This is a genomic window from Clostridium pascui, assembly GCF_016908015.1.
Taxonomy (GTDB): domain Bacteria; phylum Bacillota; class Clostridia; order Clostridiales; family Clostridiaceae; genus Clostridium_AK; species Clostridium_AK pascui.
The window spans coordinates 463,614-476,068 of sequence record NZ_JAFBDB010000001.1; the positions used below are offsets into that span (position 1 = coordinate 463,614).

Here is a 12,455-nt window from a genome sequence, read left to right on the forward strand (position 1 = left end):
TCATCACACCTTTGATATAGTTTTAGCTTTTTTAATTATTTCATAAAGTTTATTAAATCCTTCTATAGGCGTTACATTCATAATATCTATGGATGCAATCTCAGCTAAAAGATTATTTTTTTCAATGTCAGTAAAGTTTAATTGAAGGCTTTCCTCTTTAATTTCATGATTTTTAGAAGGTATAGCAGTAGCTTTTGGATCACTTAAAGTTTTACTTATTGCAACTTCAGATGTATTGCATGATAGCTTATCTATATTGGTTAAAGCATTTTTATCTTTTTCGATCGTATTAAGTATTTCTTTAGCTCTTTCTATAACTTTGTCAGGTAAGCCTGCAAGCTTTGCAACTTCTATTCCGTAAGACTCATCAGCGCCGCCCTGTACTATTTTTCTTAAAAATACTAATTCATTATCTATTTTTTTTATAGAAACTGAAAAGTTTTTAACGCCCTTAAGATTATTTTCTAATACTATTAGTTCATGATAATGAGTAGCAAATAGCGTTTTGCATCTTAAATCTTCATCTCCGCACATATGCTCTATAACGGACCAAGCAATGCTTAATCCATCAAAGGTACTGGTACCCCTTCCAACCTCATCTAATAGCACTAAGCTCTTATTAGTGGCATTTTGAAGTATATTTGCAACTTCCCACATTTCAACCATAAATGTACTTTTACCTGCAGCTAAATCATCTGATGCACCTATTCTTGTAAATATTTTATCGCATATTGATATTTTAGCTGATTTTGCAGGAACAAAGCTTCCTATTTGAGCCATAATAGTTATAAGAGCAACCTGCCTCATATAAGTTGATTTTCCAGCCATATTAGGGCCTGTAATCAAAATCATTTGGTTTTCTTTTGTATCCATAAGTGTATCATTGGATATAAAGCATCCTGTAGGTATCATCTTTTCCACAACAGGATGACGGCCTTCTGTAATAGATAAATCATTATCATCAGATATAGAAGGTTTGCAGTAATTATTTTCTAATGCCACAGTAGCTAATGAACTTAAACAATCTAGTTCTGAAATTATATGAGCAGATTTTTTCATTCTATCTATTTCATTTTCGATAGCACTTCTTATTTGTAAAAATATATCATATTCCAAAGTAGTTAATTTTTCCTCTGCTCCTAAGATCTTTTCTTCCATTTCTTTCAGTTCAGGAGTAATATATCTTTCCGCATTTGATAAAGTTTGTTTTCGTATATAACGCCCTTCTGGGATTGAAGCAATATTACTTTTGGTTATTTCTATAAAGTAACCAAAAACTTTATTATATCCTACTTTTAAAGACTTTATACCTGTAAAATCCTTTTCCTGTGCCTCAAGCTTAGAAATCCACTCCTTACCATGTGCTTTAGCATCTCTTAACCTGTCTATATTATTGTTATATCCTGATTTTATTATATTTCCTTCTTTTATGGATAAAGATGGATTATCTACTATTGATTCTTCAAGTAAATTATAAATATCACTTAATTCATCAATATTCAAGTACATATCTTTTAACAGACCACTATTAAAGTTACTAAGTATTTGTTTTATAGCAGGGATATTTCCAATGGAATTTTTAAGAGCTATAAGTTCTTTTGCATTTACATTTTTCGAAGATATCTTCCCAACTATTCTCTCTATGTCGTATATGCTTTTTAGTGATTCTTTTATATCTTCATGAAGCGAAATATTAGATATAATGTCTTCAATTGCATCTAATCTATTATTTATTAAGTCCTTATTTACAAGGGGCTGCTCAACCCACTTTCTTAGTTGTCTTCCTCCCATAGATGTACTGGTTTTATCTAATACCCATAAAAGAGAGCCTTTTTTACTTTTTTCTCTTAGAGTTTCCGTAAGCTCAAGATTTTTTCGTGAATTAATATCCATAGATAAAAAATCCAATATATGATAATATTCAAATTTATCTATGTGAGAAAGAGAGGTGTTTTGGGTTTCGATTATATACGTAAGTAGTGCCGTGCTGCTTTTTATTACACATTTATTAAAAGAAGCAGGATTAAAACCTGAAAATTGCTCTTGAAGCGCATTTTCATTGTTATAATATGTATCATCTATAAAAGTAAGAGAAGTTTTAAATCTTTCTTTAATTTCTAAAGTAAAGCTCTCATTTATATTACTAGTTATCAATATTTCGCTAGGATTAAATTTAGAAATTTCATTCAATATTACTGAAATTTCCATTTTGGTATAAGTAGAGATGAATTCACCAGTAGAAACATCACAAAAACTTAATCCTGCATTGTCTTTATCAGTATGTATACTCATTATAAAGTTATTTTTATTTTCTTCTAGAAATGAGGAATCTGTATATGTACCTGGGGTTATTATTTTTGTTATATCTCTTTTTACAATCCCTTTGGCAACTGAAGGATCTTCCAATTGTTCACCTATTGCCACTTTATAACCTTTAGATATAAGTCTGCTTATATAGGAGCTCGCTGAGTGATAAGGAATTCCACACATAGGTGCTCTTTTATCAAGACCACAGTCTCTGCCTGTAAGAACTAACTCTAATTCTTTAGATGCAACTTCAGCATCTTCAAAGAACATTTCGTAAAAGTCTCCTAATCTAAAAAATAATATACAATCTTTACATTTTTCTTTTATTTCAAGATATTGCTGCATCATTGGAGTGAGTGCCAATTTTACAAAACCTCCTTAATAGTATGAAAGGCATATAATGCCATACTATTGCATTATATGCTCTTTCAAATTTATATTTCTTCGCCTAATAGTGAAAAAGTTTGTGCTTTAGTTATTTTTACATTAACTATTTTACCTATATTATTTTTATTTCCAGCAAAGTTTACAAGTTTACTTGTTTCAGTTCTTCCCATAAGTTTTTCATCATCACTTTTACTTGTACCTTCTACTAAAACTTTCACTGTACGACCTTCATATTCCTTGTTTTTCTTTGCACAGGCTCTATTTACTTCTTCTACTAATCTATTAAATCTTTCGCGCTTTACTTCTTCGCTTACCTGAGTTTCAAATTCACAAGCGGGAGTTCCTTTTCTTGTAGAATAAAGGAAAGTAAAAGCAGAATCATACTCTACTTCGCTAACTAAGCTTAGAGTATCGCTAAAATCTTCTTCTGTTTCTCCAGGGAAACCAACTATTATATCTGTAGTTAAAGCTACTCCAGGGATTTTTGCCTTTATTTTATTTACTAAGCTTAAATACTCTTCTCTTGTATATTTTCTATTCATTTCTTTTAGTATCTTACTTGAACCTGATTGCACAGGTAAATGAATGTGATCACATAATTTACTACATTCAGCTACAGCATCTATAACATCATCGGTTAAATCCTTTGGATGAGAAGTCATAAATCTTATTCTTTCTATACCATCTATATTATTAAGTCTTTTTAAAAGATCTGCAAAGCTAAAACTTGGAACTAAATCTTTTCCATAAGAATTTACGTTTTGTCCAAGTAGAGTTACTTCTTTATATCCTTTATCAACAAGTTCCATTATTTCTTTTTCAATTTCTTCAGGAGTTCTGCTTCTTTCTCTACCTCTAACATAAGGAACTATGCAGTAAGTGCAGAAGTTATTGCATCCATACATAATAGTTACAAAAGCTTTAGTATTGCTTTCTCTATCTATAGGAAGTCCTTCCACAATGCCCTTTTCTTTATCCCATACTTCTATTATTGATTTGTTTTCTTGCCTTGTTCTATTTAAATACTCAGGGAACATATGGGCATTATGAGTTCCGAATATTATATCTACAAATGGATATTTCTTTATTATAGCTTCAGCCATACCCTCCTGCTGCATCATACATCCGCATACAGCAATAATTAAATCAGAATTTTTTTCTTTTAATGCTTTTAACGCTCCAAGATTACCATATACTTTAAGTTCTGCATTTTCTCTTACACAACAGGTATTAAAAATTATAATGCTTGATTTTTTCTTTTCTTCGGTTTTAGCATAACCCATATTTTTTAGCATTCCTGAAAGCTTTTCGGAATCCTCTTCATTCATCTGGCAGCCCCAGGTTTCTATATAAAAGTATTTTTGATTATCCATAATTATTTCACCTCATATTAAAGTTTTCATAAGTAACATTAAACATTATACTATATTTTATAGTGTTTATCTATTTTTTATTGAAATTTGTAAAATTATAAGAAATAAATAAAAGACACAGTGTGAGACTATGTCTTTATTTCTAATTTCACATATTCTTTTAAAACATTAAATCCGCAATCCTTATATAAATTAAATGCAACGGTATTATTTGTGTCCACATTTATAGTTGCTGTATTATAACTATAATTATAAATTATCTTTAAAAGATAATTTATAAGCAGCTTACCGTAGCCCTTGCCCCTATAATCAGGCAAAATACCTACATTTACAATAATAGGTATATCCCCTTCTATTATAACTTGGCCATATCCAATATATTTATTATCCTTTTTTATGAATATAGCACCAGGACTAAAATAATAATATTGATTCTCATCAAAATAAATATCTTTTGTAGAAATAGGAATTCTATTTTTATCTTTAAATACCTCATTTTGAATGTCACATCTTATTTTTTCATCTAATCCTTTTCTAAATACTTCAAAACTTATATTTTCTACAGATACAGATTTTATTTGCTTTTTTAAATCCAAACTCATTTCAATTGTGCCTACTTTTTTACTAAAACCTGCTTCTTCTAGTAGTTGTATATTAAATTCATTTGTTTCACATAAAAAATTTGCTGTAAAACCTGGCTTTAAAGTTTTTAAAAGTAGTGTTAAATGGTGTGCACTTTTACTAGATAAATCTACACTTAAAGCCCTTATATTATAGAAATTCTTATTATCTATAGAAGTCCAAATATAGCCGCACAAATTTTTATTATCCTGAAGCATGCTTATGTTTCTACGCAAAAATAATTTTTGCGGTAAAGTTGTAGTGTTATAATATTGAAAAAAATCTTCGTTTAAAGAGTTAAATGATTTTCTAGCAGCATTTAATTCTTTAAATTGTGGCATTAAACTCTTACTTAATTTAACATATTTGCACATAATATTCCTCATAAGCCTAATATTATATAAATAAGTATAAAACTTTTAAAAAACTTAGTCAATATTTTCCTTAAAGTCATCAAAACTCTCCAAGTAAACTAAATAATCATTTAAGAACTTTTGTTGAGCCTCATTATATCGTAGAAGTTTGTTAAGTTTACGTATATACTTATTCTCACTCCAATCCTTATGCTTTATATATCTTTTTTTACCTAACCTACAAAATTTATGTGGAAAAATAATCATAGAAAGCATAGCTTCTAATTCAGATGTAGATAACTTATTTACACTATTATAAGCTTCTATCATTATTTTAGCTTTTTCAAAGTCCCATTGATACTCTTTTTTAAACATAAGTCTTCGTATAAATTTACTTAAATCATTTATATGAAGATCTATTAATATATTATCTAAATTTACTATATAATAAGTATCGTCCTTTTTTATTATATTTTGATAATAAAAACTATCATGACAAATAAATTTTTGTTCATTAGCTTTTTTAGATAGTGTATAATAATCAGCGGTATTCAAAACTTGTAAACACATACTTCCCATATTATAAAAACTATCTAAATAACTTTTATATACCTTATCAAATTCAGATCTTAATCTTTTCTTTTCAATGTGTTTTTTAATTTTGTCCAAATCACTTAAGTTCTTTTTAAATATTCTTGGCCAATTTTTTAAATTATTTTTAACTTTTAGTACTTTTGTATCAATATATTGACTAGATAAATGAAGCTTAGCTAAAAGACGAACACAGGCACATGCTTCCTCTATATCATTTAAGTCACATTCATCTCCATCAATCCATTCAACAACATAAAAATACATTTTTTTATATGCAGCAAATAAATAGTTATCTTTTGTTCTAAAAAATTTAGATGTGTAAGGAAAGTTATTTTTATCTAATTCTTCAGCTAAATAATTGCTATTAAGAGTTTTAGTTTTATTATGTCTCACTCTTTTTAAACACACAGCTCCTATATTAGTATCTATTTTATAACTGCTTCTTACTTTGCTAATATCTATTACGGAGAAATTATAGTTTTCTAGAACTTTTTTTACCATCGATTTTTCTTTATCAGTAAGTTCATCTACATACTGTATTAACTTCCTATCTCCCATAATTACCCTCCTATTAGTATCTATTAAATTATATTAATTATAGGAGAAATTATTACAAATAAAAAAAGGACATCTATAAGCGATGACCTTTTAAATATTAGAAACCTTAACGGATACAGGCTGTTCAAATATACCTCTTTTTACTTCTGTAGCTGTCATATTCTTAGCCTGAAATTTTTCAGTCATATAATTACATGCATCCCATGGATTTATCTTATCTCCACATGTAAATACATCTACAGCGGCATATCCAAGCTCAGGCCAAGTATGTATAGTAAGGTGAGATTCTGATATTATAACTACTCCACTAACTCCCATTGGACTAAATTTATGAAATGCTACTTCTCTAACTTCAGCTCCTGACTTTAGCGCAGAATCTACCATTATTCTTTCTATCATTTCTTTATTATCTAATATATCACCATCACAACCATATATTTCAGCCAAAATGTGGCGTCCTAAAGTGTTCATTCTATAAAAACTCCTCCTTGATACAGTATATTTTATAATTCATTAACAAGTAAATTTTATCAAATATACGAGAAATGTCAATATATTTCCTTGTTTTTATAAAATATTTTCATTTAAACTAGTAATTGTTCTATTTTTCTCTTAATTACTACTATGTTTAATGGTTTTTATATTGACTTATAAAATGCGTGTACTATAATAGCATACACGCATTTTATAAAATTATACTATATTACCTATTACTTAATTTATTTATGGTTTCATTTATAACCCAATCTGGAGTAGATGCACCAGCGGTTACTCCTATTTTTTTTATATTTTTATTATTTAACAATTCTAAAGGAATTTCTTTAAAATTTTCTATGTGTATTGTATTACGGCAATTTTTGGTGCATATTTCATATAGTTTAGTTGTATTTGAGCTATTTTTGCCTCCTATTACTATCATACAATCTACATCTTCTGATAAATCATAAGCAGACTTTTGTCTTACTCCAGTGGCGCTGCATATGGTATTAAAGGCAACTATTTCTTTACTAAACTTAACTACCTTTTCAAGTACATTTTCCCAACGAGATTGTTTTTCAGTAGTTTGAGAAACTACGCATATTTTTCTTGGAAGATGTTGCAGTTCATCACTATCATTTGTAATTATAGCTGAATTATTACACCATCCATTTATACCTATAACTTCAGGATGATTTTTATCTCCTACTATTAATATAGAGTATCCAGAATCATAGTACTTTTTTACCTTCTGTTGTATATTAGAAACATATGTACAGGTAGCGTCTATTGTAATAACTTCTTTTTGCTTAAGTTTATTAAATATTTCAAGTGGAATACCATGCGAACGTATTATTACTATATCATTCTTTTTTAAGCTTTCTATATCCTCTATTTCTATAGAAAATATGTTTAATGTTTTCAAGTAACTTACAACATCATTATTATGAATTAATGGCCCTAATGTATATATCTTTTTGTTGTATTTTTCCTGAACACTTACGGCCATATCAACAGCTCTTTTAACTCCATAGCAAAAGCCTGCGTTTTTTGAAAGTATAACTTCCATGTATATCACCTTTCTTTATTTTTTAAAATACTAGATATTATATTGGAAATTTTTTCAACAACTTCGTCTATAGTCAAGTACGAAGTATCTATTTCAATAGCATCTTCTGCTTTTCTTAAAGGATTTACATCCCTATTGGAATCTATGTAATCTCTTTTTATAATATCATTAAGAATTTCTTCATATTTTACAGTTATATTTTTGTGTAAAAGCTCTTCATATCTTCTTTTAGCACGTAATTCTGGTGAGGCTACAAGATAAAATTTAAAAGGTGCATCCTTTAATACTACTGTGCCAATATCTCGGCCATCCATGATAACATCATATTTTTCAGATATTTTTTGCTGCTGTTTAACCAAAAGATCTCTCACCTCTGAAATGGCTGCATATAAGGATACACTATTGCTTATTTCGGGAGTTCTAATAGCTTCACTTACATCTTTACCATTTAAGATAAGTTTATTGTTTTCAAAATGCATATTTGTATCCTCAAGTAAGGTGCATAATTCTGATATATTGTCTGGAGATATACCATTTGCTTTAGCAAGTAAAGTTACTGCACGATACATTGCACCTGTATCTATATACATTAAGTTAAATTTAGTTGCGAGTATTTTTGCAATGGTACTCTTCCCTGCCCCTGCAGGACCATCAATTGCTATAGCTACTTTCAATTGCAAACTTCCTTTCTTTTTTACTTTTAATTATATATTATTATATATTCTATAATAAGAACGATTTTCCTTTATTTAGGCAAGCGTTTTTATTATATAGAGATGCAGATGCTATACATTATTTATCACCTATCATTTTACCTGCTAAATATCCTGTGGAAAATGCTATTTGTATATTATATCCTCCTGTATAGGCATCTACATCTATCACTTCTCCTGCAAAGTATAAGTTATCTACTAATTTAGATTTCATGGTAGAGGGATCTATTTCTTTTACATTTACTCCGCCAGCAGTTACTATTGCTTCCGCTAAAGGTCTTAATCCTTTTATGTTAGATGTTAGATTTTTGATTAAATAGACTAATGATTTTCTTTCTTCTTTTGTTATTGAATTTACTTTTTTATCTTCAGGTATAGAAGATAATTTTATAATTATGCTTATTAATTTTTTAGGTAATAAATCATCTAAGGAATTTTTGAAATCTTTATTTATATATTTATTAAAATCTTTCTGTATTCTCTTATCAAGCTCTTCTTCAGACAAAGCTGGTTTTAAATCTATTACAGCTTGCATAGATGAATTTGACTCCACAAAGCGGCTGCTGCTTAATACTATTGGCCCTGAAATGCCAAAATGAGTAAATAGCATTTCTCCAAATTCTTTATAGACAACTTTATTACCTTTTTTAATTTTTACTTCTACATTTTTAAGAGATAATCCTTGAAGTTCTTTGACCCATTCATCCTCAAGTTCTATAGGGACTAATGAAGGCTTCAATGGTATTATCTTATGACCTGCTTTTTTAGCAAAGTTGAATCCTTCGCCGCTTGATCCAGTTTGAGGGTATGAAGCGCCACCTGTAGCTAATATAAAATAATCACCTTTAATATGAGAATCATCCTGTAAAACTAATTCCACAATTTTACCTTCATCTAATATTATATCCTTCACCTTAGCATTTAATTTCACATTAACATTTCTTTTGATAAGTTCTTGTTCTAAACCTCTTATTATGTCAGAAGACTTATCAGACTCAGGGAAAACTCTATCACCTCTTTCTACTTTCAGGTTTACCCCTAGGCTTTGAAAAAAATTCATTACATTTTCGTTTGTATATGTATAAAGTGAACTATACAAAAATTCAGGATTACCAGGAATATAATCAAAAAATTCACCTATATCTTTAGCATTAGTAACATTACATCTTCCTTTTCCGGTTATGAAAAGTTTTTTGCCTAATTTTTCATTCTTTTCTATTAAAATAACATCATGGTTTTCGGCTGCAGTAATAGCACTCATTATACCTGCAGGACCACCACCTATAACAATAACCTTTGACACTTGCAAAACCTCCTATAATCAAGAAAACGAACCATTAAAGGTTCGCTTTCATTTATTCTGATCTCTTTTCTTTATAAGCATAAACTTCATAGTCTTCCCAAATTTTTTCTAATTTTTCAAAAGTAGAAGATATTTTATCCTTTTCTCTAAGTCCTACTGCAATTATAAGTGCATTTATTACACTTAGAGGAGCAACTAGAGAATCTACAAATGAAGCCATATTGCTTTGAGCGATTAGGGTATAATCTGCTCTTGCTGCTAAAGGTGATAATAAACTATCAGTAATAGCTACCACATTAGCATATTTACCTTTTGCATAATCTAAAGCTTCTATAGTGCGAGCTGCATATCTTGGAAATCCAATTCCTATAACTAAATCTTCTTCGTTTATATTTAGCATATGTTCAAATATATCGCTAACTCCAAAGCCAATAACTTTTACATTATCTAATATAAGGTTTAAGTAAAATCCTAAAAATTCAGCCATAGCAGTAGAACTTCTAAGACCTACAATATATATCTTTCTAGCTCTGAATATGCTATTTACTACATCATCAAAGGTTTTATGATTTATTTTTTCTAAAGTAGATCTTATATTTTCCATATCTGATTTTAAAACACTTTTTAATGCAGATTCTTGACTTATAAAATCGTTAGAAAGTTCAATTCTTTGAACGGTAGTTAATTTATTCTTAATTAATTCCTGCAGCGCCTTTTGAAGTTTTGGATATCCACTAAAGCCTAATTCGTTGGCAAATCTTACTACGGTAGACTCACTAACTCCAACACTAACTCCAAGTTTTGCGGCAGTCATAAAAGCAGCCTTATCATAGTGTTTTAATATATATTCAGCTATAAGCTTTTGACCTTTGCTAAGTCTTGGGAATCTACTTTGAATAATTCTCATTAAATCCTGTTTTCCAACGTCCATATTAATTCAATCCTTTCTCCACATTCCCTAAAATATTGCAACATTTATTTCATTTTACCATCTAATGAACACATAATCAATATATCTTTCAATTTTTGCTAAGATTCTTTATATATGGAGAGCATATCTTTACCTTCTTTTTCTGTTAATCCAAAGACTAAATTCATGTTACTTAAATTTTTATTAAGAAAGTCTACTATTTTATACATATCATCATAATGATTTAATTCCTTCACGGCGATTAATTGTAACTCATTTTTCATAAGTATTCCTCCTATTATTTTTTAAGATATTTTACTTCATCATCAGTTAAGAATCTCCAATGCCCCTTTTCTAAATTATCAAGTTTAATATTTCCAATAGCTACTCTTTCTAATTTTAACACAGGGTGGCCTATTTTTTCACACATTTTTCTTATTTGTCTATTTTTACCCTCGTGTATTGTTATTAATACCTCAGTATTATTATTTTCCATCTTTAGTACTTTTATATCTGATGGAGCAGTAATATATCCACCAATATCAATCCCACTTCTAAATTTATTTAGTTTTGATTCATTAGGACACCCTTTGATTACTGCAATATATCTTTTATTTTTTTCTACTCTTGGATGCATTATATTATTATAGATATCGCCATCATTAGTAAGAAGTATAAGCCCTGATGTATCATAGTCAAGTCTGCCTATGGGATATATTCTTTCATCTACCTTAACTAAATCTAATAGTGTTTTTCGGCCTCTATCATCTTTAACAGTTGAAAGATATCCTTCAGGTTTATTTAAAGCTATATATAGCTTTTTTTCCTCTGGCTTGATAAGTTTATCATTGACTACAATAGTATCTTTTAAAGGGTCTATCTTTGTTCCTAATTCCTTTACTACCTCATCATTTACTTTAACTTTCCCACTTAGTATTATTTCTTCACATTTTCTTCTCGAAGCTATACCACATCGAGCCATAAACTTTTGTAATCTTTCCATGTATTCTATTTCGCTCCTTTATCCTAGAGTAACATCCATAATCATCATTATTATAAAACCTATTAGCAGCCCGTAAGTTGCTATTCTCTCATAGCCATGTTCGTGAGTCTCAGGTATTATTTCATCACTTATTACAAATAGCATTGCTCCTGCAGCTAAGGCTAATATAAAAGGAAGTATAGGTTTTGCTATGCTTACTAAAGATACACCTATAACTCCTCCAACAGGTTCAACTAGACCCGTAAGAAGTGCTATAAAAAAAGATTTTTTAGCGGAGTAGTTTTCTCTTATCAAGGCCAAACCTACTGCAAGACCTTCAGGCATATTTTGTAGTGCAATTCCCACAGCAAGAGATATTCCGTCATTTATATTATTACCACCAAATCCAACTCCTACTGCTAATCCTTCAGGAAAATTGTGTATCGTTATGGCAATGATAAACAACCACACTTTTGTTAGATTAGAGGCTCTTCCTTCAGATTTTTTATTAAATAAATAATGCTGATGGGGTGCATACTTATCTATTAAATCCAGCATTATTCCTCCGCTTAATATTCCACCAGATGTTACAAGCACTGCTTCTATATTGCCGCCACCATAGTTAATCGAAGGAATTATAAGGCTAAAACATGTAGCAGCAAGCATGACTCCTGCAGCGAATCCAAGCATCGCATCTAAATACTTATGAGATACCTTTTTTGTAAAGAATATTGGTATAGCTCCTATACCTGTGGATATTCCTGCAAGTAAACTTGCTAGGGAACCAAGTATTACATTTGACATTAAA

General features: G+C 29.4%; 12 protein-coding genes. All 12 read right to left on the minus strand.

Going from position 1 to position 12,455, the window contains the following annotated elements; all coding sequences use genetic code 11:
* Window positions 1-3 precede the first annotated feature (3 nt).
* The 12 genes from mutS to JOC70_RS02595 all read right to left on the minus strand — a co-directional run bounded on the left by mutS (window position 4) and on the right by JOC70_RS02595 (window position 12,451).
* A complete protein-coding gene (gene mutS / locus JOC70_RS02540) occupies window positions 4-2,670 on the minus strand; it encodes a DNA mismatch repair protein MutS (protein WP_204597321.1) in 2,667 nt (888 codons plus the stop codon).
* A gap of 71 nt (window positions 2,671-2,741) precedes the next feature.
* Window positions 2,742-4,067 carry a tRNA (N6-isopentenyl adenosine(37)-C2)-methylthiotransferase MiaB gene (gene miaB, locus JOC70_RS02545; RefSeq protein ID WP_204597322.1) on the minus strand — a complete coding sequence of 442 codons (1,326 nt, stop codon included), beginning with the start codon at window positions 4,065-4,067 and terminating at the stop codon, window positions 2,742-2,744.
* A 128-nt stretch (window positions 4,068-4,195) separates the two neighbouring features.
* Window positions 4,196-5,062 carry a GNAT family N-acetyltransferase gene (locus JOC70_RS02550; protein WP_204597323.1) on the minus strand — a complete coding sequence of 289 codons (867 nt, stop codon included), beginning with the start codon at window positions 5,060-5,062 and terminating at the stop codon, window positions 4,196-4,198.
* A gap of 54 nt (window positions 5,063-5,116) precedes the next feature.
* Window positions 5,117-6,193, minus strand: a complete 1,077-nt coding sequence (locus JOC70_RS02555) for a CotS family spore coat protein (RefSeq protein WP_204597324.1) — start codon at window positions 6,191-6,193, stop codon at window positions 5,117-5,119.
* 90 nt (window positions 6,194-6,283) lie between these two features.
* Window positions 6,284-6,664 (minus strand): adenosylmethionine decarboxylase, encoded by a 381-nt coding sequence (speD, locus tag JOC70_RS02560; RefSeq protein WP_035307771.1) that lies wholly within the window; start codon window positions 6,662-6,664, stop codon window positions 6,284-6,286.
* Window positions 6,665-6,896: 232 nt separating this feature from the next.
* A complete protein-coding gene (locus JOC70_RS02565; RefSeq protein WP_207755213.1) occupies window positions 6,897-7,739 on the minus strand; it encodes a 4-hydroxy-3-methylbut-2-enyl diphosphate reductase in 843 nt (280 codons plus the stop codon).
* A gap of 5 nt (window positions 7,740-7,744) precedes the next feature.
* Entirely contained in the window at window positions 7,745-8,413 is a 669-nt protein-coding gene (cmk, locus tag JOC70_RS02570) for a (d)CMP kinase (RefSeq protein ID WP_204597325.1), read from the minus strand.
* 118 nt (window positions 8,414-8,531) lie between these two features.
* Window positions 8,532-9,755 carry an aminoacetone oxidase family FAD-binding enzyme gene (locus JOC70_RS02575; RefSeq protein WP_204597326.1) on the minus strand — a complete coding sequence of 408 codons (1,224 nt, stop codon included), beginning with the start codon at window positions 9,753-9,755 and terminating at the stop codon, window positions 8,532-8,534.
* A 52-nt stretch (window positions 9,756-9,807) separates the two neighbouring features.
* Window positions 9,808-10,686 (minus strand): MurR/RpiR family transcriptional regulator, encoded by an 879-nt coding sequence (locus JOC70_RS02580; protein WP_035307778.1) that lies wholly within the window; start codon window positions 10,684-10,686, stop codon window positions 9,808-9,810.
* A 98-nt stretch (window positions 10,687-10,784) separates the two neighbouring features.
* On the minus strand, window positions 10,785-10,949 hold the full coding sequence (locus JOC70_RS02585; RefSeq protein ID WP_204597327.1) for a DUF4264 family protein: 165 nt from the start codon (window positions 10,947-10,949) through the stop codon (window positions 10,785-10,787).
* Window positions 10,950-10,963: 14 nt separating this feature from the next.
* Entirely contained in the window at window positions 10,964-11,668 is a 705-nt protein-coding gene (locus JOC70_RS02590) for a pseudouridine synthase (RefSeq protein ID WP_204597328.1), read from the minus strand.
* Between the two features lie 18 nt (window positions 11,669-11,686).
* Window positions 11,687-12,451 carry a ZIP family metal transporter gene (locus JOC70_RS02595; protein ID WP_204597329.1) on the minus strand — a complete coding sequence of 255 codons (765 nt, stop codon included), beginning with the start codon at window positions 12,449-12,451 and terminating at the stop codon, window positions 11,687-11,689.
* Window positions 12,452-12,455 lie beyond the last annotated feature (4 nt).